This is a genomic window from Pseudomonas sp. LBUM1673 (genome assembly GCF_059695645.1).
Genome location: NZ_CP166780.1, coordinates 6,412,504 through 6,435,697 on the forward strand (window position 1 = coordinate 6,412,504; position 23,194 = coordinate 6,435,697).

At 58.0% G+C, this 23,194-nt stretch carries 22 protein-coding genes, 1 other RNA gene and 2 pseudogenes; 13 read left to right on the forward strand and 12 right to left on the reverse strand.

Going from position 1 to position 23,194, the window contains the following annotated elements; all coding sequences use genetic code 11:
- Positions 1 to 185 precede the first annotated feature (185 nt).
- The 3 genes from ACA044_RS29380 (at position 186) to ACA044_RS29390 (ending at position 1,935) form a co-directional block, all read left to right on the forward strand.
- The gene (locus tag ACA044_RS29380) at positions 186 to 1,100 is read left to right on the forward strand and encodes an SPFH domain-containing protein (protein WP_497444368.1); all 915 of its coding nucleotides are present in this window, start codon (positions 186 to 188) and stop codon (positions 1,098 to 1,100) included.
- Positions 1,101 to 1,111: 11 nt separating this feature from the next.
- Positions 1,112 to 1,549, forward strand: coding sequence for an NfeD family protein (locus ACA044_RS29385; RefSeq protein ID WP_497444369.1), 438 nt, complete (start codon positions 1,112 to 1,114; stop codon positions 1,547 to 1,549).
- A 68-nt stretch (positions 1,550 to 1,617) separates the two neighbouring features.
- Positions 1,618 to 1,935, forward strand: a complete 318-nt coding sequence (locus tag ACA044_RS29390) for a DUF2388 domain-containing protein (protein WP_497444370.1) — start codon at positions 1,618 to 1,620, stop codon at positions 1,933 to 1,935.
- A 115-nt stretch (positions 1,936 to 2,050) separates the two neighbouring features.
- Here the strand turns inward: ACA044_RS29390 and gcvP are convergent.
- A pseudogene (gene gcvP / locus ACA044_RS29395) lies at positions 2,051 to 4,925 on the reverse strand (aminomethyl-transferring glycine dehydrogenase).
- A gap of 511 nt (positions 4,926 to 5,436) precedes the next feature.
- Between gcvP and ACA044_RS29400 the strand changes: the two are divergent.
- Both ACA044_RS29400 and ACA044_RS29405 read left to right on the forward strand, forming a co-directional pair.
- Positions 5,437 to 6,126, forward strand: a complete 690-nt coding sequence (locus ACA044_RS29400) for a hypothetical protein (protein ID WP_497444371.1) — start codon at positions 5,437 to 5,439, stop codon at positions 6,124 to 6,126.
- A 211-nt stretch (positions 6,127 to 6,337) separates the two neighbouring features.
- Positions 6,338 to 7,057: a hypothetical protein gene (locus ACA044_RS29405; protein ID WP_497444372.1), complete on the forward strand. Its 720-nt coding sequence runs from the start codon at positions 6,338 to 6,340 to the stop codon at positions 7,055 to 7,057.
- Positions 7,058 to 7,153: 96 nt separating this feature from the next.
- Here the strand turns inward: ACA044_RS29405 and gcvH are convergent, their stop codons facing one another.
- From gcvH to ACA044_RS29450, 9 genes and pseudogenes are all read right to left on the reverse strand, one after another.
- A complete protein-coding gene (gene gcvH, locus ACA044_RS29410; RefSeq protein ID WP_497444373.1) occupies positions 7,154 to 7,537 on the reverse strand; it encodes a glycine cleavage system protein GcvH in 384 nt (127 codons plus the stop codon).
- Between the two features lie 50 nt (positions 7,538 to 7,587).
- Complete coding sequence (gcvT, locus tag ACA044_RS29415) at positions 7,588 to 8,670, reverse strand: glycine cleavage system aminomethyltransferase GcvT (RefSeq protein ID WP_497444374.1); 1,083 nt, start codon at positions 8,668 to 8,670, stop codon at positions 7,588 to 7,590.
- Positions 8,671 to 8,986: 316 nt separating this feature from the next.
- Complete coding sequence (locus ACA044_RS29420; RefSeq protein ID WP_497444375.1) at positions 8,987 to 10,603, reverse strand: ABC transporter permease; 1,617 nt, start codon at positions 10,601 to 10,603, stop codon at positions 8,987 to 8,989.
- Positions 10,604 to 10,780: 177 nt separating this feature from the next.
- Positions 10,781 to 11,785 carry an extracellular solute-binding protein gene (locus tag ACA044_RS29425; RefSeq protein ID WP_497444376.1) on the reverse strand — a complete coding sequence of 335 codons (1,005 nt, stop codon included), beginning with the start codon at positions 11,783 to 11,785 and terminating at the stop codon, positions 10,781 to 10,783.
- A gap of 229 nt (positions 11,786 to 12,014) precedes the next feature.
- On the reverse strand, positions 12,015 to 13,232 hold the full coding sequence (locus ACA044_RS29430; RefSeq protein ID WP_497447331.1) for a 2-octaprenyl-3-methyl-6-methoxy-1,4-benzoquinol hydroxylase: 1,218 nt from the start codon (positions 13,230 to 13,232) through the stop codon (positions 12,015 to 12,017).
- Between the two features lie 9 nt (positions 13,233 to 13,241).
- Positions 13,242 to 13,337: pseudogene (locus tag ACA044_RS29435) on the reverse strand (tetrameric acyl-CoA thioesterase); the annotation flags it as partial.
- Positions 13,338 to 13,359: 22 nt separating this feature from the next.
- A complete protein-coding gene (ubiH, locus tag ACA044_RS29440) occupies positions 13,360 to 14,547 on the reverse strand; it encodes a 2-octaprenyl-6-methoxyphenyl hydroxylase (protein WP_497444377.1) in 1,188 nt (395 codons plus the stop codon).
- Positions 14,544 to 15,878, reverse strand: a complete 1,335-nt coding sequence (gene pepP / locus ACA044_RS29445) for a Xaa-Pro aminopeptidase (RefSeq protein WP_497444378.1) — start codon at positions 15,876 to 15,878, stop codon at positions 14,544 to 14,546. Before pepP ends, ubiH begins: the two co-directional genes overlap by 4 nt.
- A gap of 27 nt (positions 15,879 to 15,905) precedes the next feature.
- Positions 15,906 to 16,460 carry a YecA/YgfB family protein gene (locus ACA044_RS29450; protein ID WP_497444379.1) on the reverse strand — a complete coding sequence of 185 codons (555 nt, stop codon included), beginning with the start codon at positions 16,458 to 16,460 and terminating at the stop codon, positions 15,906 to 15,908.
- Between the two features lie 216 nt (positions 16,461 to 16,676).
- Between ACA044_RS29450 and ACA044_RS29455 the strand changes: the two genes are divergently transcribed.
- From ACA044_RS29455 to ACA044_RS29470, 4 genes are all read left to right on the forward strand, one after another.
- Positions 16,677 to 16,886 carry a TIGR02449 family protein gene (locus ACA044_RS29455; RefSeq protein ID WP_007982902.1) on the forward strand — a complete coding sequence of 70 codons (210 nt, stop codon included), beginning with the start codon at positions 16,677 to 16,679 and terminating at the stop codon, positions 16,884 to 16,886.
- Complete coding sequence (locus ACA044_RS29460; protein WP_105340714.1) at positions 16,883 to 17,200, forward strand: cell division protein ZapA; 318 nt, start codon at positions 16,883 to 16,885, stop codon at positions 17,198 to 17,200. The genes ACA044_RS29455 and ACA044_RS29460 overlap by 4 nt, the downstream gene beginning before the upstream one ends.
- A gap of 30 nt (positions 17,201 to 17,230) precedes the next feature.
- Positions 17,231 to 17,409: non-coding RNA, 6S RNA (gene ssrS, locus ACA044_RS29465), on the forward strand.
- An 85-nt stretch (positions 17,410 to 17,494) separates the two neighbouring features.
- Positions 17,495 to 18,100 carry a 5-formyltetrahydrofolate cyclo-ligase gene (locus tag ACA044_RS29470; protein ID WP_497444380.1) on the forward strand — a complete coding sequence of 202 codons (606 nt, stop codon included), beginning with the start codon at positions 17,495 to 17,497 and terminating at the stop codon, positions 18,098 to 18,100.
- A 35-nt stretch (positions 18,101 to 18,135) separates the two neighbouring features.
- Here the strand turns inward: ACA044_RS29470 and ACA044_RS29475 are convergent, their stop codons facing one another.
- Positions 18,136 to 18,285 carry a hypothetical protein gene (locus ACA044_RS29475; protein ID WP_497444381.1) on the reverse strand — a complete coding sequence of 50 codons (150 nt, stop codon included), beginning with the start codon at positions 18,283 to 18,285 and terminating at the stop codon, positions 18,136 to 18,138.
- 200 nt (positions 18,286 to 18,485) lie between these two features.
- On the opposite strand from ACA044_RS29475, the gene ACA044_RS29480 reads away from it, so the two are divergent.
- On the forward strand, positions 18,486 to 18,938 hold the full coding sequence (locus ACA044_RS29480; protein ID WP_497444382.1) for an EVE domain-containing protein: 453 nt from the start codon (positions 18,486 to 18,488) through the stop codon (positions 18,936 to 18,938).
- Between the two features lie 139 nt (positions 18,939 to 19,077).
- On the opposite strand, the gene ACA044_RS29485 is transcribed toward ACA044_RS29480, so the two are convergent.
- Positions 19,078 to 19,485, reverse strand: a complete 408-nt coding sequence (locus tag ACA044_RS29485; RefSeq protein WP_497444383.1) for a flagellar basal body-associated protein FliL — start codon at positions 19,483 to 19,485, stop codon at positions 19,078 to 19,080.
- A gap of 150 nt (positions 19,486 to 19,635) precedes the next feature.
- On the opposite strand from ACA044_RS29485, the gene ACA044_RS29490 reads away from it, so the two are divergent.
- The 3 genes from ACA044_RS29490 (at position 19,636) to ACA044_RS29500 (ending at position 23,180) form a co-directional block, all read left to right on the forward strand.
- Positions 19,636 to 20,613 (forward strand): NADPH:quinone oxidoreductase family protein, encoded by a 978-nt coding sequence (locus ACA044_RS29490; protein ID WP_497444384.1) that lies wholly within the window; start codon positions 19,636 to 19,638, stop codon positions 20,611 to 20,613.
- A gap of 183 nt (positions 20,614 to 20,796) precedes the next feature.
- Positions 20,797 to 22,914, forward strand: a complete 2,118-nt coding sequence (locus ACA044_RS29495) for an S-type pyocin domain-containing protein (protein WP_497444385.1) — start codon at positions 20,797 to 20,799, stop codon at positions 22,912 to 22,914.
- Positions 22,911 to 23,180, forward strand: a complete 270-nt coding sequence (locus ACA044_RS29500) for a bacteriocin immunity protein (RefSeq protein WP_497444386.1) — start codon at positions 22,911 to 22,913, stop codon at positions 23,178 to 23,180. The genes ACA044_RS29495 and ACA044_RS29500 overlap by 4 nt, the downstream gene beginning before the upstream one ends.
- The last annotated feature ends 14 nt before the right edge of the window (positions 23,181 to 23,194 follow it).

Below are 23,194 nucleotides of genomic sequence, written 5' to 3' on the forward strand. Positions count from 1 at the left end.
AAATGCGTTCTTCCTGACACAATGCAATTGGCGATTTTAGGGCCGCTGCGCGCCCCAACGGGGGCAAGCCCCCTCGCCACACTGACTGGCATTAGCCATAGTCCCTGGCCCCCTCCAAGTCGCATACGAGCCTTTTGCCCTACACTCTGGTCATCGCAACTCCACCAGACTGGACAGGGACCGTTATGGGTATTGCACTGATTCTTTTCGTCGCGCTGACCGTGGCCATTCTTTTCATGGGCTTCAAGGTGGTGCCTCAGGGTTTTGAATGGACGGTCGAACGTTTCGGCCGTTACACCAACACCCTCAAACCAGGCCTGAACATCATCATTCCGGTGATGGACCGCATCGGCCGCAAGATCAACGTGATGGAAAGCGTGCTGGACATTCCACCCCAGGAAGTCATCACCGCCGACAACGCCACTGTGCAGATCGACGCCGTCTGCTTCTTCCAGGTGGTCAACACCGCACAGGCCGCCTACGAGGTGAACAACCTCGAACACGCCATCCGCAACCTGCTGCAAACCAACATCCGTACCGTGCTCGGCTCCATGGAACTGGACGCGATGCTCAGCCAGCGTGACAACATCAACGAAAAACTGCTGCGCACTGTCGACGAAGCCACGGCACCGTGGGGTATCAAGATCACCCGGATCGAGATCAAGGACATCAGCCCTCCCGCCGACCTGATGGCCGCCATGTCCGGCCAGATGAAAGCCGAGCGGATCAAACGCGCACAGATTCTTGAAGCCGAAGGCCTGCGTGCCTCGGCGATCCTCACCGCCGAAGGCAAGAAGCAGGCGCAGATTCTGGAAGCCGAGGGTAGCCGGCAGGCTGCATTCCTCGAAGCCGAAGCCCGGGAACGTCAAGCCCAGGCTGAAGCCCAAGCCACCAAAGTGGTGTCCGAAGCCATCGCCGGCGGTAACGTGCAGGCGGTCAACTACTTCGTCGCACAAAAATACATCGATGCCCTGGGAAAACTGGCCTCGGCCAACAACAGCAAAGTGATCCTGATGCCGCTTGAGGCCAGTTCGATGATCGGCGCGGTCGGCGGTATTGGCGAAATCGTCAAAGCCACGTTCGACGGCAAGAAAGGCTGAGGTCAGTGCCCATGGAGCTTTTTTCGTTCTGGAGCTGGCTGGCCCTGGGCACGCTGTTGCTGATCCTCGAGGTGTTCGGTGCCGGTGGTTATCTGTTGTGGATCGGTATGGCAGCAGCCGCCATCGGCGTGTTGACCTTCGTGATACCGGGCTTGCCCTGGGAACTGCAGGTGCTGCTTTTTGCCGTCTTTTCAATCCTCACCGCCCTGTACTGGTGGAGACGTCAACGCAGCGTGGTGCGGGCCAGCGACCAGCCGAATCTGAATCTGCGAGGGCAAGAGTTGATCGGCAAGGTGTTCGTGGTCAGCGAAGGTATCGTCAACGGCCGCGGTAAGATCAAGGTCGCCGATGGCGTGTGGATGGCTCGAGGACCTGACACTGCATCCGGCAGCCGTGTTCGGGTGGTCGGCCAGCAAGGGGCGATTTTACTGGTGGAGCGGGCCGACTAACGTCACGGAACTCGATTGGGTAAATGGCAATCCAAGCCGGTAGTTAAAACCCAGTGGAGTCACCTTTTATGCGTCTCAAACTTGCTGTCGCTACCTTCGCCGTGTTGTCCCTTCCAGTCGGTTCGGCGATGGCTGACAGCTTTTGGCGTAACGTCCTTACGTCCGGTGCCACCACCGGTTCGACCTACCTGACCTCAAGGGATCACAAGCTGATCGTCGCCGCCCAGGACGACGCCGGCAGCTTTGTCGCCAGTGACGGCGCAATTCGCGGTCCCTACCTGGAAGCTGCGATGCAGAAAGTTCGCGCCGACAACCCAGGCCTGCAAGCCACGGACATGGAACTGGCGAACGCAATCCTGGCGAAGAATGCCATCGCCTCGAAATAAGGTTTGTTGCTCAACAAAATGCCGCTCTCATGAGCGGCATTTTTTTGCCTGAAATGCGATCCATTGTGGGAGCGGGCTTGCTCGCTCCTACATTAGATCTTCATTTCTCGTGATTTCAGCGGTATTCATCCACCGGCACACACGCGCAAAACAAATTGCGGTCACCGTAGACATTGTCCACTCGGTTCACCACCGGCCAGTACTTATGGGCCTTGGTGTGAGCATCCGGCGTCACCGCTTGCTCAATGCTGTACGGCCGCTCCCACACCCCGGTGATGTCGGCCAATGTATGCGGTGAACGCTTCAGCGGGTTGTCCTCTGCCGGCCAGTTGCCGTTCTGCACCTCGGTGATTTCCGCGCGGGATACTCAGCATCGCGCCAATAAAACGGTCCAGCTCCGCCTTCGACTCACTCTCGGTCGGTTCGACCATCAACGTCCCCGGCACCGGGAACGACATGGTCGGCGCATGGAAGCCGTAGTCCATCAGCCGCTTGGCAACGTCCTCTTCACTGATCCCGGTCTGCGCCTTGAGCGGCCGCAAGTCGAGGATGCATTCGTGGGCCACTCGCTCGTTGCGCCCGGTGTAGAGTACCGGGAACGCCCCGGACAAATGCTGAGCCAGGTAATTCGCGGCGAGGATCGCCACCTCACTCGCATCCGCCAGTTGCGGCCCCATCATGGCGATGTACATCCAGCTGATGGGCAAAATGCTTGCACTGCCCCAAGGTGCCGCGCTCACCGCGCCGTTCTCCGGCAGCGGGCCTTCGATCGGCACCACCGGATGATTGGCGACGAACGGCGCCAGGTGCGCGCGGACACCAATCGGTCCCATCCCCGGACCACCGCCACCGTGGGGAATGCAGAAGGTTTTGTGCAGGTTCATGTGCGACACGTCGGCACCGATGTCTGCCGGCCGCGCCAATCCGACCTGCGCGTTAAGGTTGGCGCCATCCATATACACCTGTCCGCCATGGTGGTGGATCACTTCACAGATCTCGCTGATGCCTTCCTCGTAAACCCCGTGGGTCGAAGGATAAGTCGCCATCAGGCAGGCGAGTTTGTCCCCCGCTTGCGTGGCCTTTTCTTTCAGGTTATCCAGATCGACATTACCCGCCTCGTCACATTCGACGATCACCACCCGCATCCCGGCCATTTGCGCCGAAGCCGGGTTGGTACCGTGGGCCGAGGACGGGATCAGGCAAATATCCCGCGCGCCCTGATGACGGCTCTCGTGATATTTGCGGATCGCCAGCAACCCGGCGTACTCACCCTGAGCGCCCGAGTTGGGTTGCATGCAGATCGCATCGAAACCAGTGATCGCGCAGAGCCAACGTTCCAGTTCCTCGATCATCAACGAATAACCCACCACCTGCTCTTTCGGCACGAACGGGTGCAGGTTGGCGAACTGCGGCCAGGTGATGGGGATCATCTCGCTGGTGGCGTTGAGCTTCATGGTGCAGGAGCCCAGCGGGATCATCGATTGATTGAGCGCCAGATCTTTGTTTTCCAGTTGCTTGAGGTAACGCAGCATCTCGGTTTCGCTGTGATGAGCGTTGAATACCGGATGACGCAGATAAGGCGTACTGCGTTGCAATGTTGCAGGAATGCCGGACATCAAGGCTTCAGCATCCAGTTCGTCGACGTTGAGCCCATGATCGGCCCCGAGAAACACATCGAACAGCTTCGCCACGGTGGTTTCGTCACAGGTTTCGTCGAGGCTCAGGCCCAGTTGCCCACGGCCGAGAATGCGCAGATTGATCTGCGCCGCTTGGGCACTTTCGATGATCGCGGTCTGAGTGCCACCAACCTCCAGGGTCAGGGTGTCAAAGAAATGCTGGTTGAGACGTGTAATGCCGTGACGCTCCAGGCCGGCGGCGAGGATGCAGGTCAGCCGATGGACACGCTGGGCAATCCGTTTGAGGCCTTCCGGGCCATGGTAGATCGCGTAGAAACTGGCGATATTGGCCAGCAGCACCTGGGCGGTGCAGATGTTCGAGTTGGCCTTCTCCCGGCGGATATGTTGCTCGCGGGTTTGCAGGGCCATGCGCAGGGCGACGTTGCCACGAGCATCTTTCGACACGCCGATGATCCGCCCGGGAATCGCCCGTTTGTACTCATCGCGACTGGCAAAAAACGCCGCATGCGGCCCGCCGTACCCCATGGGCACGCCGAATCGCTGGGACGAACCGAACACCACGTCGGCGCCCAACTCCCCCGGCGGGGTCAGCAATAGCAGGCTTAGCAGATCCGTCGCCACACAGGCCAGGGCCTGCTGGGCATGCAGATGATCGATCAATGGGCGCAGATCACGCACTTCGCCATGGGTATCGGGATATTGCAGCAGCGCGCCGAACACCTGGTGCTGTTTCAAGTTATCCACAGCGTCGATGATCAGCTCGAAACCGAACCCTTCGGCTCGGGTCTGTACCACGGAAATGGTCTGGGGGTGGCAATTCTCATCGACGAAAAACAGGTTGCTTCTGGATTTAGCGACCCGCTTGGCCAAAGCCATCGCTTCGGCTGCTGCGGTGGCTTCATCCAGCAGCGAGGCATTGGCCAGTTCCAGGCCGGTCAGGTCGATGGTCAGCTGCTGGAAATTCAGCAACGCTTCGAGCCGGCCCTGGGCAATCTCTGGTTGATAAGGCGTGTAAGCGGTGTACCAACCGGGATTTTCCAGCACGTTACGCAGAATGACGGCCGGCGTGAGAGTGCCGTGGTACCCCATGCCGATCAGGCTGGTCCAGACCTGGTTCTGATCGGCGTAGCCTCGAAGTTTCGCCAGCGCGGCTTCTTCGTCGAGGGCGGGCGGCAGGTTCAGCGGTCGGTTGAGACGGATTCCCGGCGGCACCGTCTGCTCGATCAGCTCGACCCGGCTGCCAAGGCCCAGGCTGTCGAGCATCGCCTGCTGCTCGGCGGCATCGGGGCCCAGGTGGCGGCGCAGGAAGGTATTGGGGTCGCGTAACTGGCTCAAGGACGGCAACTGGGACATGACGGGCTCTCTCTTGGCTGGCGCTCTGCGTCTATGCAATACGGTCAAACCAGCATAGCTCCCCTGCGCGCGCGGCATGGCGTCATTGCAGCCTCAGGCTCATCATGTGCGGCGCCTGTAACCCCCTGACCTCAGCTGCATTGATTGTCATGCTCTAACGGCCGTTTGTTATCTGCCGTTTACAGAACGCTTTTTTATTTCAGCGATATATATATAGTTTCCAATCGCTATAGATAGCCCCATCACGCTTTATTTTTTTGCGCCAGAAACAAAACCCGCCCTGAACCCCATTAAAAAACAGCGCCTGCAAATACGTGATAAATCAGCATTCGCCCATACGCTCTCTTTTTGGAAAAACCAATCGCGATAGATAAAGCGCAACAATAGCCAATCAATCTATAGGTCAAAATTCCGCATGCTATGTTTGTTGATGACTGGGCAGCGGAGACAAAAGGCCACTACCAGCGACGAAAAACTTCTGCTTAAACTTATTCGAAATGGAGTTCAAAAAATGAGCCAGCAAATAATTGCATACATTGAAGAAGAGCAGTTGAAGGCACAAAAAAACAACAATTACAGCTTCTATCTGGCAAAAAAAGTAAACAACGCCTTCACCGTTATTTGGCAATCAAAAGGGCCTGTAGCCACCGTCAACAACCCTAGCTATCAATACAAAAATACGTTTGACATCACGACACCCTCCTTCATGGTCAACTATACAAACGACCCCGTAACAACGGGTAATGTCACCTTTACCTCCGGCGGGAAAAACCGGCCAATCAGTTTAGGCCAATCAACTATCCTGGATGCAAACGGCACATTTTCACAGCCGAAAAATGATGCCAAACCATCAGATGTTTTAATCAGAAACGAGTTACAAGCCAATCCACATGAAATATTGCTGGATGCCAAAGGGCAAAACATCTGGGTAAACCGTGAGAGCGGGATGAATCTTGGTACCGCAACGTTGACACCAAAGGATGAGTACCAACTATGGTTCGGCAATCGTCAAGAAACCGGCTCATTAATTGCCGAAAATCTTTCTTACTCGACTGTCGTGTCCTTGGTCAATGGACAAAGCGTGACCATCACCTACACCAACGCCGGTGTCTGGGTACCTGGTGAACCCAACGACCTCCTGAGTGCCATAGAAATCTCGGCACTTCACGCCAGGCTCGGGATTGTAGAAAAAGTTGCATAGCCACCACCCGGCTGATCAAGCATCGTCTACGAGAGGGATTGTGAACACTATGCATGCCCAGATCGCAGGCTTTTCTTAGGCCAATAAAAACCCTGTACATCATGGATCTACAGGGTTTTTTATATAGGGAAGCCAGGGCGTAGTCGAATCGGGTCAGGTGGATCTGGAACTCCGCCATGAAGTCACCCACAGGATGAATGGGAGATCCGCCATGAGCAAGCAAACCATTATCGTTTATATTGAAGAGGCTCAACTAGTCGCACAAAAGTCCAACAACTACAGCCTCTATCTGGCAAAGAAAGTAAACGACACCTTCACGGTCATCTGGTTTTTGAGAAGCCCATTTGCCACGCCAGATCAATCTGCCTATCAATATCGAAACCAATTCGACGTTGTGAATGATACCTACATGGTGAACTTTACAACTACGCCACTGCAAGAAGGAGACATCACGTTCACCTCAGGAGGAAAAAACCTGCCTATTAACACCGGTCAAACTACGACATTAGATACGTATGGTGTGTTCAGCGCTGCCAAGAATAATGGCACTCAGGGAAACGTTACAATCAACAACAATCTGCCGGCCAACCCTCGTGAAATACTACTGGGCTCCAAAGGTCATAGTATTTGGGTTAACTGTTCAGGTGGCATGAGTATCGGTACAGCCATCATGACACCAAAGAACGAGTTTAAGTTATGGTTCGGTCCAGCCCAGGTGACGGGCTCGTTAATCCCCGGCAATCTATCCAATCCTTATGTCCTGACCGTAAACGACGGAGAAACCAAAACGATCACTTATAACAACAATGGCAGCTGGGTTTCTGGTGAACCGGCAATGCGCCTGACAACAATAGAAGTAACGGCACTTCAAGCCAGGGTAAACAAAGCGGTGATGCTCGCCACATCAACCACCCGTCGAGCTAACAACTAAGCTAGTTATAGCTGACCCACTACATTAAACGAAAAACGCCGCGCCCCCGATAAGGGAAACGCGGCGCTCTTGCAGCGGATTCGCTTCTGGCGGTGATTACTCGCCGATAGCAGCCTTGTAGGCCACCGGGTCGAGCAGGTTGTCCAGCTCCGAGGTATCGCTTGGCTCGAGTTTGAAGAACCAGCTGTCATAGGGCGCGCTGTTGACCAGTTCCGGGCTGTTGGCCAATTCTTCGTTAACGGCAATGACTGTGCCGGAGACTGGCGAGTAGATATCCGACGCGGCCTTGACCGACTCGACTACACCTGCAGCTTCACCAGCAGCGAACACTTTACCGATTTCCGGCAGCTCGACGAACACTACGTCACCCAAGGCTTCCTGAGCATGGTCTGAAATACCCACTTTCACGCCGCCATCATGGTCTAGACGGGCCCATTCGTGACTTTCGGCAAAACGCAGGTCGACAGGGATTTCGCTCATGTTCTGTGTCCTCAAGAAAAATGTCAGCGGTCATTGCCCGCCAAAAAAAGTTAGATCAAGGTTTTGCCGTGGCGTACGAAGGTCGGTTTGACCACTCGAACCGGATACCACTTGCCACGGATTTCCACTTCAGCGCGGTCGGCGGTGGCCACCGGCACGCGCGCCAGTGCAATCGACTTGCTAAGCGTAGGAGAGAAACTACCACTGGTGATCTCCCCTTCGCCAACATCGGCGATGCGAACCACCTGATGAGCACGCAAAACCCCACGTTCTTCAAGGACCAGACCGACCAGTTTGTGCTGCACGCCACTGGCCTGCTCAGTTTCCAGGGCAGTGCGGCCGATGAACTGGCGCGTGGCCGGTTCCCAGGCAATGCTCCAGGCCATGTTGGAAGCCAATGGCGAAACTTCTTGATGAATGTCCTGACCGTAGAGGTTCATGCCGGCTTCGACACGCAAGGTATCGCGAGCACCAAGGCCGATCGGAGAAATACCCGCGCCCACCAGATCGTTGAAGAACCCTGGCGCCTGGTCGGCCGGCAGCACGATTTCCAGGCCATCCTCCCCGGTATAACCGGTGCGCGCGATGAACCAGTCACCGTCAGTCTGACCTTCGAAATGTTTGAGATGCTGGATCAGCGTGCCGCGGGACTGAGTCACCAGTTCGGCAATTTTGTGTCGGGCGTGAGGCCCTTGAATGGCCAGCATCGCCAACTCGGAGCGCTCGTTGAGCTGCACATCGAAGTCGCCGAGATGAGCCTGCATCCAGGCCAGGTCCTGATTGCGAGTGGAGGCGTTGACCACCAGGCGATAACCGTCCTCGAGGCGGTAGACGATCATGTCGTCGACGATGCCGCCGTGCTCGTTGAGCATGGCGCTGTACAAGGCACGGCCGGGGTTGTGCAGACGTTCGACGTCATTGGCCAGTAAATACTGAAGCCAGGCCTTGGCCTGGGGGCCGCCAACATCGATCACGGTCATGTGGGATACATCGAAAACCCCGCAATCGCGGCGCACCTGATGGTGTTCCTCGACCTGCGAGCCGTAATGCAGAGGCATATCCCAACCGCCAAAATCGACCATCTTCGCGCCGAGGGCGAGATGAAGGTCATACAGAGGCGTACGCTGTCCCATGGGTTTCTCCTTCCGGGCGTGGCGAAGGTGCGGGCAGGCGCTGTACGGGGTGAAATGCCTTGAAATAAAAGGCCTTCAGCCGTTTCAGCCACCCGGTCTGAAAGACGGACCGCACCGAATGCCGCGCATTGTAGCCGCAAGGTGTAGGACTGGCACAGCGTCCTGTCTCACGAATCCGTCCCGCGTTTGACGAGTGACTGTTATTGTCAGGCAAGGCGCCGCGACGAGTCATAGCTCGCTATGGCGAGGAGCGGCAACGCAGCATGCCAATAACAGGCGCCGTCAAAACGGGACAGTGATTCGTGAGACAGGACGCCTAAGTGTTTCGATGCGCCGAGCGTCGGATCAATCCGATGACCGGCAACAGCCCAACCAAAACCAGGGTCAGTGCCGGCAACGAGGCCCGCGCCCACTCGCCTTCGCTGGTCATTTCAAAAATCCGTACCGCCAGCGTGTCCCAGCCGAACGGGCGCATCAGCAGGGTCGCGGGCATTTCCTTGAGCACGTCGACGAACACCAGCAACGCAGCGCTCAACGTGCCCGGCAGCAGCAGCGGCAGATACACTTTGAAAAACAGTCGTGGCCCACTGACGCCAAGGCTACGTGCTGCTTCGGGCAAAGATGGCCGTATTCGCGCCAGGCTGCTTTCCAGCGGTCCGTAAGCCACGGCGATGAATCGCACCAGATAGGCCAGCAACAACGCCGACAGACTGCCCAGCAGTAACGGTTTGCCCGCGCCGTCAAGCCAGCCCGACAGCGGAACCACCAGTTCACGATCCAGGTAACTGAACGCCAGCATGATCGACACCGCCAGCACCGAGCCCGGCAAGGCGTAGCCAAGGTTGGCCAGACTGATGCCGGAACGGATCGCCCGGGTCGGAGCCAATCGACGGGCAAAGGCCAGCACCAGAGCAACACTGACGGTGATCAGCGCCGCCATGCCGCCCAGGTACAAGGTATGGACGATTAATCCGGCATAGCGCTCATCCAGATCGAAGCGCCCACGCTGCCAGAACCACACCACCAGTTGCAGCACGGGAATGACGAAGGCGCAGGCGAACACCAGACCACACCAGCTCATCGCCGCCAGCGCCTTGACCCCACGCAGGTGATACAGCGCCTTGACCCGTGGCCGCTCGTTGCTCGCCCGGTTGGCCCCCCGGGCACGGCGCTCGCCGTACAGCACGACCATCACCACCAACAACAACAGACTGGCCAGTTGCGTGGCAGTGGAGAGACTGAAAAAGCCGTACCAGGTTTTGTAGATCGCGGTGGTGAACGTATCGAAGTTGAACACTGATACCGCACCGAAATCCGCCAGGGTCTCCATCAGCGCCAACGCCACCCCCGCGCCGATGGCCGGACGAGCCATGGGCAACGCAACTCGCCAGAACGCCTGCCACGGAGATTGCCCAAGGACTCGCGCCGCTTCCATCAGGCCTTTGCCCTGAGCCAGGAATGCAGTACGTGCCAACAGGTAAACGTAGGGATAGAAGACCAGCACCAACACCAGAATCACGCCGCCAGTGGAGCGCACTCGCGGCAGCCTCAAACCGCTGCCGAACCATTCGCGCAGCAGGGTTTGCACGGGGCCGGCGAAATCCAGCAGGCCGACGAAGACGAATGCCAGCACGTAGGCAGGAATCGCGAACGGCAGCATCAACGCCCAATCCAGCCAACGCCGCCCGGGGAATTCGCAAAGGCTGGTGAGCCAGGCCAGGCTTACGCCCAGAAACGTTACGCCGATGCCGACGCCGAGCACCAAAGTCAGGGTATTACCCAGTAGTCGCGGCATCTGGGTATCCCACAGGTGGGACCAGATCTGCTGATCGATGGTGTGCCAGGAGAGAAGCAGGACGCTCAGGGGCAGCAGGACCAGCGCAGCAATGGCGAAGACCAGGGGGTACCAGCGGCGTTGGGCGGGGTGGGCCAAGGAAAGCTCTCGTTTAAATGATTGCGCCCACGCTCTGCGTGGGCACACATCTTGTGACGCTCTGCGTCACGCCTCGACGCGGAGCGTCGGTGGATGCATTCCCACGCAGAGCGCGGGAATGATCAGGCCGGCAGGGACGCCGCCGACTTCATTCTGTGGCGCAGTATATCGACAGACTCAGTTCCAGCCAGCCCGATCCATCATCCGGATCGCTTCAGCCTGACGCTTGCCGGCGATTTCCACCGGCAAGGTATCGGCCACAAACTTGCCCCAGCTCGCGACTTCAGCTGAAGGCTGAACGGCAGGGTTGGCCGGGAATTCCTGGTTCACATCAGCGAAGATCTTCTGCGCTTCAGGCGTGGTCATCCACTCCACCAGCGCCTTGGCGGCTTCCGGGTGCCGCGCATGTTTGGTCAGGCCAATGCCCGACAGGTTGACGTGCACGCCGCGATCACCCTGATTCGGCCAGAACAGCTTCACCGGCAGGTCCGGCTTCTGTTTGTGCAGACGGCCGTAGTAGTAAGTGTTGACGATGCCGACGTCGCACTGGCCGGCGTTGATCGCCTCCAGCACGGCAATGTCGTCGGAGAACACGTCAGTGGACAGGTTATTGACCCAGCCCTTGAGGATTTTCTCGGTTTTCTCGGCGCCATGGACTTCGATCATGGTGGCGGTCAGGGACTGGTTGTAGACCTTCTTCGCCGTGCGCAGGCACAGACGGCCTTCCCACTGTTTGTCGGCCAGCGCTTCGTAGGTGGTCAACTCACCGGGTTTTACCCGGTCGGTGGAGTAGGCGATGGTCCGCGCCCGCAGGCTCAGGCCGGTCCAGGCATGGGAGGAAGCGCGGTACTGCAGCGGAATGTTGGCGTCGATCACCTTGGAAGTGAACGGCTGGAGGATGCCCATCTGCTCGGCCTGCCAGAGGTTGCCGGCATCGACGGTCAGCAGCAGGTCGGCGGTGGCGTTTTCGCCCTCGGCCTTGATCCGCTGCATCAGCGGCGCTTCCTTGTCGGTGATGAACTTCACCTGCACCCCGGTTTTCTGGGTGTAGGCATCGAAGACTGGCTTGATCAGTTCATCGATACGCGAGGAGTAAACCACCACCTCGTCGGCGGCCTGGGCGGCAGTGCAGCCAATCAGGGCCAGGGCCAGGGCGGTCAGTAGACGCTTGGGTGCCAACATGGAAGCGGTCTCTCGAGTGGGGAAGTGATGCCAAATGATAAGGACTCACATTTCGTTTCTCAATCGAACAGTGGGCGGAGGAGTTACCAGATGTTGCACGATGGGATTGCGTGGTGAATGTACGGCCGCCTTCGCGAGCAAGCCCGCTCCCACATAGGATCTGCGGCGTTCACATAACCCTGTGGGAGCGGGCTTGCTCGCGAAGAGGCCTTGGGCCTCACCGAAGATCTCAAGCCTTGGCCAACGCCGGCAGATCCCCGATCAACCCAAGCGCTTCGCGCACGAACAACGCCTTGGCCTCGGGCATCTGATCGACCATCTTCAACCCGGTATTGCGCAACCAACGCACCGGCAACGGATCGGCCTGGAACAGCCGCTCGAACCCTTCCATCGCCGCCATCAATGCCAGGTTGTGGGGCATGCGCCGACGCTCATAGCGACTGAGCACTTTCACATCCGCCAACCGCTCGCCGCGCGCGGCCGCTTGCAGCAGCACTTCGGCCAGCACCGCGGCATCGAGGAAACCGAGGTTCACGCCCTGCCCTGCCAACGGATGGATGGTGTGGGCCGCGTCGCCGATCAGCGCCAGACCTTCAGCCACATACCGCTTGGCATGACGCTGACGCAGCGGCACGCACAAACGCGGGTCGACGCTGAGCACTGTGCCGAGGCAACCTTCGAAGGCCCGCTCCAGCTCCTTGCAGAAGCCTTCGTCGTCCAGCGCCATCAGGCGTTCGGCTTCGCTCGGCGTGGTCGACCAGACAATCGAGCACCAATCCTGTTGACCGTCCCGTTCCAGCGGCAGAAACGCCAGCGGGCCGTTGTCGGTGAATCGTTGCCACGCGGTCATTCGATGAGGTTTTGCGCAGCGCACACTGGTTACGATCGCGTGGTGCATGTAATCCCACTCGCGAGTCGCAACGCCGGTCAGGCGCCGAACGGCCGAGTTGGCGCCATCCGCCGCGATCACCAAAGGTGCCCGCAAGGTGCGGCCATCGGCCAGGGTCAGCAACCAGTCGTCACCGGAGCGGCGCATTTGCTCCAAACGCGCATTGGCCAGCATCCCGAGATCGCAGTCGTGCAGTCGATCGAGCAAGGCATCCTGAACCACGCGGTTCTCGACGATATGCCCGAGCACTTCGGCATGCACGCTGGTCGCCGAGAAATGGATCTGCCCGGTACCGCTGCCGTCCCAGACGTGCATGTCGGTGTAGGGACTACTGCGTCGATTGGAGATGCCTTCCCAAACGCCCAGACGTTCAAGTATTCGCTGGCTGGCCGCCGACAAGGCACTCACCCGCGGCTCGAAAGGAGCCCGCCCATCGAAGGGTTTGACGCTCAGGGGGCTACCGTCCAGCAGCAGGACTTCGAGCCCGCTGTTTTGTAACGCCAGCGCCAGGGCACTGCCGACCATTCCGGCCCCGACAATCAGCAGATCTGCGCGCATTTCCATGCTTTAAGCCTGTCTCGCTTGCGGCTTGAGCCGCACATAAAGGTTTTTCTCGACCCGCGTCACCCAAGTGCGCGCGCCGCCATGAATATCGACTTGCAGGTGCACCCTGCCCGGTTTTCGCTTACTCATCGGGACGCGTACCCAAGCCCATGGCCTGCCGGGCAAACCAGCGCTTGGCGGGCGGCAGCAGATCGAGGCCGAGCAGCCCAATGTTGCGGCCCAGGGAAACCAGGGGCTGGGTGCTGCCGAACAAGCGGGTGACCTGATCGGAAAAACCCACGGTCAGGCTCTGGTCCAGACGCTGACGCTCGCGGTAGGCCCGCAAGGTGGCGAAATCGCCGGGCCCGGTCTCGCTGCCCAATAAGGTATCGGCCAGGGCTTGGGCATCGCGCAGGGACAGGTTGAACCCTTGCCCGGCAATCGGATGCAGGCTGTGGGCGGCGTTGCCGAGAATCGCCAGATGCGGGCGCACTTGTTCCTCGGCTTCGATCAGCGACAACGGATACAAATGCCGTACGCCGACCTGTTTCAGCGTGCCGAGGCGGTAACCGAACACGCCCTGCAACTCGCTGAGAAAGCTGCGCTCATCAAGGGCCGCCAGCCGTTGCGCGTCCATGCCCAGACGGGTCCAGACCAGAGCGCAGCGATTGTCCGGCAACGGCAGCAAAGCCATCGGGCCATCGTCGGTGAAGCGTTCGAAGGCCATGCCATTGTGCGTTTCGCTGGGGGTGATGTTGGCGATCAGCGCACTCTGGTTGTACGGGCGTGTTTTGATGCCGATCCCCAGCTGTTCGCGCAGCCCCGAACGGCCACCATCGGCCAGCACCGCAAGGTCGCATTCCAGCAGGGTTTCATCGTTGAGCGTCAGGCGATAGCCGTCGGTCAGCGGTTCCATGCCGGTGACTTCCGCCGGGCAGCGCCAACTGATCACGTCCTTGTCCAGACCTTGCCAAAGGCATTGGCCGAGCCAGGCGTTTTCCACCACATAACCCAGCGCCGGAACGCCCTCTTCCATCGCCGACAGCCGCGCGGTGGAGAAACGCCCACGGTCGGAGACATGAATCTTCTTGATCGGCTCGGCGCGGCGGGAGATTTCCTGCCACACGCCCAACCGTTGATAAATCTGCCGGGCGCCGAACGACAGCGCCGAAGAGCGGGCGTCATAGCTCGGTTGATACGTGTCACCGGGGGCAAACGGCTCGATCAGCACGATCTTCCAGCCACGGGCCTTGGCCCCGGCTTGCAAAGCCAACGCCAGACTGGCGCCGACCAGGCCACCGCCGATGATTGCCAGATTGACTCGACTCATGCCGCTTGCGTCCGTGCCGCAGCCATCAAGGCTTCGATCTCGGCGACCGTTTTCGGCACGCCGTTAGTCAGGATTTCACAACCGGTTTTCGTGACCACCACGTCGTCCTCGATGCGCACGCCAATGCCGCGCCATTTCTTCGCCACGTTCTGGTTGTCCGGAGCAATGTAAATGCCCGGCTCAACCGTCAGCGCCATGCCGACTTCCAGCACGCGCCATTCGCCGCCGACCTTGTACTCGCCGACGTCGTGCACATCCATGCCCAGCCAGTGGCCGGCGCGGTGCATGTAAAACGCCTTGTAGGCTTCGTTGGCGATCAGTTCGTCGACGTCGCCCTGCAACAGGCCCAACTTCACCAAACCGGTGGTAATCACCCGGACTGTGGCTTCGTGGGCCTGATTCCAGTGTTTGTTCGGTGCAATTTCGGCAAACGCCGCTTCCTGGGAAGCCAGCACCAACTCGTAAATCGCCTTCTGCTCCGGTGAATACTTGCCGTTGACTGGCCAGGTGCGGGTGATGTCGCTGGCGTAGCAGTCGATCTCGCAACCAGCATCGATCAGCACCAGATCGCCGTCCTTGAGTACCGCGTCGTTCTGTTGGTAGTGCAGGATGCAACTGTTGCGCCCGGCCGCGACGATTGAACCGTAGGCCGGCATCTTCGCCCCGCCCTTGCGGAATTCGTAATCGAGCTCGGCTTCGAGGCTGAACTCATGCAAACCGGCACGGCTGGCCTGCATCGCACGGATATGGGCTTGGGCGGAAATCCGCGCGGCTTCGCGCATCACCTTCACTTCTGCCGCCGATTTATACAGGCGCATGTCGTGAAGCAGATGATCCAGGGCAACGAATTCGTTCGGCGGCTGGGCGCCGAGGTGCGCTTTGGAGCGGATCACGTTGATCCAGTCCATCAGGTGCCGATCGAATTCCGGGTTGCTGCCCATGGCCGAATACACTCGGTCGCGGCCTTCGATCAGGCCCGGCAGGATGTCGTCGATATCAGTGATAGGGAAAGCGTCATCGGCGCCGAAATCGCGGATCGCGCCTTCCTGGCCGGCACGCAGACCATCCCACAATTCGCGCTCAGCATTGCGCTCACGACAAAACAGCACGTATTCGCCATGTTCGCGACCGGGCATCAACACGATAACCGCCTGCGGTTCAGGGAAGCCGCTGAGGTACTGGAAGTCGCTGTCCTGACGGTAGACGTGCTCGACGTCGCGGTTGCGGATGGCCACCGCGGCAGCGGGCAGGATGGCGATGCTGTTGGGTTCCATCTGCGCCATCAGGGCCTTGCGGCGACGGCTGTATTCCGATTTCGGGATATGAATCATGGGCAGATGGCTTTCCCTGGCACGCGATTAATGCAACGACGGTTTGGCAGCCGCTTCGTCGGTTTTCTTGGTTTCGGTGAACAGCAGCAACGGAGCGACGCGCAGGTACTCCATGACTTCCATGTAATCGCTTTCGCCGTCGTCGGATTCTTCCAGGGCGTCTTGCACCTGGGAGATGGCGGCGAGATCCTGCAGCACTTCGGTGGCTTCAGCGCTCAGGGCGTATTCGCGGCGAGTCAGACCGAAGCCGGTGAGGAAGCCCTGGCACCACTGGCCCAGCGCGGCTGCACGCTCGGTGAGCGGCGCGTCGTCGGTCGGCAGCAGCAGAACGACGGTCATGTCGTCGCTGGTGAGCTCGCCCTTGACCATCTCTTGCAGGCCGATCAAGGCGTTGCGAACGTTGTCTTGCGGCTCACCTTCGAGCAGCTCGGCGGCGTCTGCCAGCCAGCTGTCGGCATCGAAACCGGCACCGGCGCAACTGCGACCGAGCAACAGGCCGTGCAGTTCGGCAGGCGAGACGGGATGGCCGCTGGTGCTCAGCAGGGTGGCAAAGGCTTGGTACGGAGAATTCTGAATGGGCATGGGCAGCTAGGCGCCAGACGGCGCTATGTCTAGAATGAAGGCCTTGTATCCTACATCGACAGACTCGCCAAGACTATTAAAGGCTGTCCGCCAGCCAGGCCTGTACGAAAACTCGCCGAGCGGTGATCAGGCGAGCCTGTTTTTAACGCAGCATGATCGACGCGTAGGCAGTTTTGTACAGAGCCTGCCACCCATCAGACACAACCAGTGGACAAAATGGAAGACACCGACCTGCAAGCGCTGATGGCCAGACTCGAACTGCTAATTACTCGAGTCGAGCAACTAAAGAGTCAGAATGGACTCCTATTAGCTCAGGAAAAGACCTGGCGCGAGGAACGCGCGCACCTCATTGAAAAAAATGAAATCGCCCGGCGTAAGGTCGAATCGATGATTTCGCGCCTCAAGGCCCTGGAGCAAGACTCATGAGTTCAAGCAATAGCGTTACCGTGCAGATCCTCGACAAAGAGTATTCGATCATCTGCCCCCAGGAAGAGCGCAGCAACCTGATCAGCGCTGCCCGTTACCTGGACGGCAAGATGCGCGAAATCCGCAGCAGCGGCAAAGTCATCGGCGCCGATCGCATCGCCGTGATGGCCGCGCTGAACATCACGCACGATCTTCTGCACAAGGAAGAACGCCCGGATGTGCAGGCCAGCGGCTCGACCCGAGAGCAGGTTCGCGACCTGCTGGACCGCGTCGATCTGGTGCTGTCGACCGACCCGGATGTCACCAAGGGCTGATTCGCGTGACCGCTTGGGGTATACTCGCCTCACTCCCTGGGGTGCTTGCCAGTTGACGACGTCCCTGAGCCGATTCGCACTACCCTGGAGGTTGCACGTTGGGCTGGTGTGCATGTCCGCTAGACGGAAAGCCTTAAAGCCTACTGCATCTTCCACCTTGAACTTTCGGGTTCAAGGGCTAAGTCGACAGCGGTTCATCCGGGGAGCCTGATTCCAGTCCGATGCCGGTTTTCATACCGGCATCGGCTTTTTTACGGGTACGCTTCAGTACTCGCACTTCCGAAGCCTGAATCCATGACCGAACCTGCGCTGCTGCCCCGCCCGCAACTTCGACGCATGCTGCGCAAGGCCCGCCGCGCACTGACCCCCAGTCAGCAGCGCGAGGCCGCTCGCGGGCTGTATAAACAATTGGCCCGGCACCCGCTGTTCCGCCGCGCAAAACACATCTCCCTGTACCTGCCCACCGACGGCGAAATCGATCCGCGCCTGCTGATGCGTGCTGCGCAACGGCGGGGCAAGGCGACGTATCTGCCGGTGCTCAGTGCCTGGCCGCGAACCAAAATGGTGTTTCAGCGGATTCGTCCCGGCGAAAAGCTCAAACCCAACCGTTTCCGTATCCCCGAACCACGACACAACATCGCCCGACAACGCAAGGTCTGGGCGCTGGATCTGGTGCTGTTGCCATTGGTGGGGTTTGACGATGTCGGCGGGCGCCTGGGGATGGGCGGTGGCTTCTATGACCGGAGCCTGGCGTACCTGGCGCGCCGCAAAAACTGGCGCAAGCCGACACTGCTGGGCCTGGCCCATGAATGTCAGAAAGTTCAACGATTGGCTCAGGCGAGCTGGGATGTGCCGCTGCAGGGAACGGTCACGGACAAGGCGTGGTATTTCGCGCACTAGACGCCACTGATTTCAGCGGCGTCGAAAAGACAGGTTCAGCGTTTGAAGGCCGACGGCTGTTGCTGCGCGATCTCGACGGGAGCATTGGTCTTGTTGCTCCACAGGCTTTGGGCATAGCCGGTGGTCACGACGCCAAGGCCGAATAAAATAACCAAAATCCATAGTAAATCCGGTTTGCGTTTCATCGATTGCCCCCCAAAGGCACATCAACACGATGACAGCAGCGGTTTCCGTTGTAGGTGTAGGCCGTGCAGCAGCGTCAAGCTTAGAAGGCCGGCATTTTGCGACAACGTGAACTGACACGCAAACGCTGGCGTCAACCGACCGTCGGTTTGTCATAAAATTGCCGACAACCCGCCCACTCACCTCGCAAGGAGCAAAAACCATGGCCTATTGGCTGATGAAATCCGAGCCCGACGAACTCTCGATCAAAGACCTGGAGAAACTTGGCCGAGCGCGTTGGGATGGGGTTCGCAACTACCAGGCGCGTAACTTTCTACGGGCCATGGCGGTGGGTGACGAGTTCTTTTTCTACCATTCCAGCTGCCCGGAGCCCGGGATTGCCGGGATCGGAAAGATTGTCGAGGCCGCGTATCCGGACCCGACGGCGCTGGAGCCTGAAAGTCATTACTTCGATCCGAAGGCCACTGCAGAGAAAAACGCCTGGAGCGCGATCGATGTTGCTCACGTTGAGACGTTCCCCAAAGTGTTGAAGCTGGATTATCTGAAACAGCAAACGCCGCTGGCCGAGATGCCACTGGTGCAGAAAGGCTCGCGACTGTCGGTGATGCCGGTGACGGCCGAGCAGTGGGCGGCGGTGATTGCGCTCACGCCGTAAATCTCCAGCGCTACTCCGAATGTCATCGCGGGCAAGCCCGCTCCCACAGGTATCTGGGGTGGATGCAAAAGCTGCATTCACTGGAGATCATTGTGGGAGCGGGCTTGCCCGCGATGAGGCCCGTCCGGACAGCGAAAAATTACTGAATGATCAGGTTGTTGAACAACAAATCCTCAACCACCGGCTTGCCGGTTTCGTCATTCATCACTTGCTGGGTCTGCTTCAAGGCTTCCTGACGCAGTTTTTCCTTGGCTTCGACGTTGTTCATGGCTTCGGTGGTCTGCTGCGCAAACAACGCCACCAGCTGATTACGGATCAATGGCTCATTGGCCTTCACCGCTTTGGTCGCCTCTTCGCCGGTCACCCGCAACGCCACATCGGCCTTGTAGACCTTGAGCTTCGGTGTACCGTCCAGCCCATAGTTACCCACGAATGGCGGGCTGAGGGTGATGTAGTTGACCTTCGGGGCTTCACCTTCTTTGGCTGCTTCGGCCATCGCTGCCACAGGCAGAGACAGGGCCAGCATCAACATGATCCACGCTTTCACAATTCGCTCCTTATCCGGTTTGCGGCCTAGCATAACGACCCGCCGCCCAAGCACAAGCTTATGGCTGACTATCAGGGTCGGGCATGCTCGTTGACCCATCGACTCACACACCTACACTTATCGGCCATCACTCCCAAAGGAATAGCCCTGATGAAAGCCGTGCTGTGCAAAGCCTTCGGCCCTGCCGAATCGCTGGTGCTGGAAGACGTCGCCAGTCCTGTTGCGAAGAAGAACGAAATCCTGCTGGACGTGCACGCCGCCGGGGTGAACTTCCCGGACACGCTGATCATCGAGGGCAAATACCAGTTCAAACCACCCTTCCCGTTTTCACCGGGCGGCGAAGCGGCAGGCGTGGTCAGCGCGGTGGGCGAAAAGGTCAGCCACCTCAAGGTCGGTGACCGGGTCATGGCCCTGACTGGCTGGGGCAGCTTCGCCGAGCAGGTCGCGGTGCCGGGCTACAACGTGCTGCCAATTCCGCCATCGATGGACTTCAACACCGCCGCCGCGTTCAGCATGACCTACGGCACGTCGATGCACGCCCTCAAGCAACGGGGCAACCTGCAACCCGGCGAAACGTTGCTGGTGCTCGGCGCTTCCGGCGGCGTCGGCCTCGCTGCCGTGGAAATCGGCAAAGCCATGGGCGCCCGGGTGATCGCTGCCGCCAGCAGTGCGGAAAAACTCGCGGTGGCCAAGGCCGCCGGCGCCGACGAGTTGATCAACTACAGCGAAACCAGCCTCAAAGAAGAAATCAAACGCCTGACCGACGGCCAGGGCGCCGATGTGATTTACGATCCGGTGGGCGGCGACCTGTTCGACCAGGCCATCCGCGCCATCGCCTGGAACGGCCGTCTTTTGGTAGTCGGCTTCGCCAGCGGACGAATCCCTGAGCTGCCCGTGAACCTGGCACTGCTTAAAGGCGCAGCGGTGGTCGGCGTGTTCTGGGGCTCCTTCGCCCAACGCCAGCCGCAGGATAACGCGGCAAACTTCCAGCAACTGTTTGTCTGGTTCGCCGAGGGCAAGTTGAAGCCGTTGGTGTCGCAGGTGTATCCGCTGAGCAATGCGGCGCAGGCGATTAATGATCTTGGCCAGCGTAAGGTGGTCGGGAAGGTGGTGGTGCAGGTTCGCTGAATCAGCGCGAGGCACAAAAAGGGCCAGGACAAGCGACAAGGTTGTTCTGGCCTTTTCATTGGGCAGGTTTGAAAAGCCGGCAGCAACACATTAATTTTCAATTGGTGTGGTGGTAATTATGTAACGCCCTCTCTGCAAGGTCTTGCATTAGTTTGATTCCATACAGACACAGGGAGTAACTGTATGAGCGATCAAAACTGGCAGCCAGGCCAGACCTTACATATAGATGTAACCGAGATTAATCCATACAAACAACAAAGCTATTCACGAGTCTTTGGAGGAGGTGGATACCTAAACAGGATACAAGACGATTTTCGAATGACACCGAGAGTTGCAGAAAGAACGTTAAGCCTTCACAGTGATATAAAAAGCGAATACGAGGCTAAGCTTAATGATCTTCAGCAGCAAATACAGCACGAACTTTCTAGGAATGGCGCAGCAAGTACCACAACAACCATGCCGACCGACTCACCCAGCATCGAGCGCGACCAATTAATCGTAAATCGGTTAATTCAGCTGAAAACAGAACGTTTGCAAAGCAGCTTGAAAGAGGCGAATTCGTTTTATGGCAGCGACCCAAACAACAAATCAAATCAGGAGTATATAAGCACCTTCAATCGCTACATTCACCAAGATTACAGTGCGAGGGAAACACACAAACATTGGGCGCGATCTTACGCCGCCGGATATTCGGTCAAACTCTATACCGAGTCCATCCGCCTTCTTACGCAGCGTTCAAATCAGCTCAATGCCGCTTATGCGGATGCGCGGGCTCGTCAAGAGGCAGCACGGCAAGCAGAGGCTCAGGCTCGTCAGAAGGCAGCGCGGCAAGCAGAGGCTCGGGCCAGGGACATTGCGGAGCAACAAGCCAAAGCAGAGCTTCGGGCCAAGCAAGAAGAAGCAAGGAGAGCGGAACAACGAAGGAAGCAGCAGATCGCGACTGAACTCGCTGATCGGTTCGACGCAATGCTTCACCAACTCACCCAGAACCAACCTGAGGGTATTGACGAAAAACTGCGATGGATGAAGAAAAAATACCAAGAACTGTATGCTGCAAACCTCAAAGCGTCTGAAGCGGAGCGCGAGGTCGGTGGCTTCTACGGCTTTCCAAAGAGCGGCAAACGCTGGGGCTCGCTGGGAAAAGTACAACATAACATCGAGGCATTAGTCCGAGTAAAACATGGGATCGAAAATGTAAACCTAGCTACGGTCAGCGGCGCGGCAGCATCCGCTCGATCTTTGGTAATCACTCCGGATGGGGTAATCGCTGGGTATGAAGGCGCACCCTTCTCTGTAAGTAGAGCAACTGAGTCCCTGAGCAACCTGCGAGCCTTGGCAATTAGCGGACCGGTGGCCGCACTTTTTGCATCAGTGTTCTACACCCCGACGTTAGGAAACGGTGAACTCCAACGCAATCCTGTCGTGGTCACCATCCCATTGTCGCAATTTGGAGAAGACGAGGTATACACCCCTATCCGACACAAAGGCAAAGCCCAAACGGATTGGTTGCCATACCGTGTCGTAGCGTCAGTACACGGAGAACACACCCAACTCTATTTCACCCCGTCTGGTAACTCACCCTTCGTCCAAGTAAGGCAAGTAAAACTTGATCCTGAGACGAATCTCTACACATTCACAACGGAAGGCCTTCTACCAAGAACGCTGACCTGGACAGCGAATAATGCGCCTGGTGATGATTCCCTAGGCTCAACGGAGTTACCTGCCCATCAATCTGACATCAAGATTTACCCAGGTGCCAGAGTCACGCAAATAGAGGGCCGGACTGACGAACATCCGATGTGTGATCAGGCCGACGTTGATGATTACATTTTGGAGTTTCCAGCAGAGTCGGGAATTGAACCCGTCTATGTCATGGTCAGCCGTTCGGGCCCGCGCTATGAACCGGGTACGGTGACTGGAATGGGTCAAACCGTTGGGGAGAATTGGCTCGGTAGCGCGGGGGAGGTTGGTGGTGCTCCGATTCCTGCTCAGATAGCGGATCAGTTGCGTGGTCAGGACTTCAGGAGCTTTGATAAATTCAGGGAGAAATTCTGGAGTGCTGTGACAAATGATTCAGAATTGAGCAAGCAACTCAGTCCTCTAAACAAAACGATAGCAAAAGGTGGATACTCACCCTATGCCCCTCGAAGCGAACAAGTGGGCGGACGTGAAAAATTCGAAATCCACCATGTGCTTCCTATTGGTAAAGGCGGCGAAGTCTATAATATTGACAACATGGTAATAACAACTCCAAAAACTCATATTGCTGAACACTCAAAGGACAATGGTGAGTCTCTATGAATCCAATAAAACCTTACGATCAATATACCGAATCTGAATTCCTAGAGATGATCAATAGATTGTTTCTCGGCGAATACTCATCCGAAGAAGAGCTGGATACTCTTGTTCACCAAATAGTCGATGCCTCTGAGCACCCGAATGGTACTGATATCCTTTTCTATCCTGAGCAAGATATTGACAATTCCCCCATTGGAATACTGAACAGCATCAAAGAATGGCGTAAAGCAAACGGTAAACCAGGCTTCAAAGCCGAACAACTCAAGTAATGTAAAGGAGCGCG

Coding starts and splice junctions, on each gene's coding strand:
- ACA044_RS29380 (WP_497444368.1), top strand. CDS start 186: ATGGGTATTGCACTGATTCTTTTCGTCGCGCTGACCGTGGCCATTCTT.
- ACA044_RS29385 (WP_497444369.1), top strand. CDS start 1,112: ATGGAGCTTTTTTCGTTCTGGAGCTGGCTGGCCCTGGGCACGCTGTTG.
- ACA044_RS29390 (WP_497444370.1), top strand. CDS start 1,618: ATGCGTCTCAAACTTGCTGTCGCTACCTTCGCCGTGTTGTCCCTTCCA.
- ACA044_RS29400 (WP_497444371.1), top strand. CDS start 5,437: ATGAGCCAGCAAATAATTGCATACATTGAAGAAGAGCAGTTGAAGGCA.
- ACA044_RS29405 (WP_497444372.1), top strand. CDS start 6,338: ATGAGCAAGCAAACCATTATCGTTTATATTGAAGAGGCTCAACTAGTC.
- gcvH (WP_497444373.1), bottom strand. CDS start 7,537: ATGAGCGAAATCCCTGTCGACCTGCGTTTTGCCGAAAGTCACGAATGG.
- gcvT (WP_497444374.1), bottom strand. CDS start 8,670: ATGGGACAGCGTACGCCTCTGTATGACCTTCATCTCGCCCTCGGCGCG.
- ACA044_RS29425 (WP_497444376.1), bottom strand. CDS start 11,785: ATGTTGGCACCCAAGCGTCTACTGACCGCCCTGGCCCTGGCCCTGATT.
- ACA044_RS29430 (WP_497447331.1), bottom strand. CDS start 13,232: ATGCGCGCAGATCTGCTGATTGTCGGGGCCGGAATGGTCGGCAGTGCC.
- ubiH (WP_497444377.1), bottom strand. CDS start 14,547: ATGAGTCGAGTCAATCTGGCAATCATCGGCGGTGGCCTGGTCGGCGCC.
- pepP (WP_497444378.1), bottom strand. CDS start 15,878: ATGATTCATATCCCGAAATCGGAATACAGCCGTCGCCGCAAGGCCCTG.
- ACA044_RS29450 (WP_497444379.1), bottom strand. CDS start 16,460: ATGCCCATTCAGAATTCTCCGTACCAAGCCTTTGCCACCCTGCTGAGC.
- ACA044_RS29455 (WP_007982902.1), top strand. CDS start 16,677: ATGGAAGACACCGACCTGCAAGCGCTGATGGCCAGACTCGAACTGCTA.
- ACA044_RS29460 (WP_105340714.1), top strand. CDS start 16,883: ATGAGTTCAAGCAATAGCGTTACCGTGCAGATCCTCGACAAAGAGTAT.
- ACA044_RS29470 (WP_497444380.1), top strand. CDS start 17,495: ATGACCGAACCTGCGCTGCTGCCCCGCCCGCAACTTCGACGCATGCTG.
- ACA044_RS29475 (WP_497444381.1), bottom strand. CDS start 18,285: ATGAAACGCAAACCGGATTTACTATGGATTTTGGTTATTTTATTCGGC.
- ACA044_RS29480 (WP_497444382.1), top strand. CDS start 18,486: ATGGCCTATTGGCTGATGAAATCCGAGCCCGACGAACTCTCGATCAAA.
- ACA044_RS29490 (WP_497444384.1), top strand. CDS start 19,636: ATGAAAGCCGTGCTGTGCAAAGCCTTCGGCCCTGCCGAATCGCTGGTG.
- ACA044_RS29495 (WP_497444385.1), top strand. CDS start 20,797: ATGAGCGATCAAAACTGGCAGCCAGGCCAGACCTTACATATAGATGTA.
- ACA044_RS29500 (WP_497444386.1), top strand. CDS start 22,911: ATGAATCCAATAAAACCTTACGATCAATATACCGAATCTGAATTCCTA.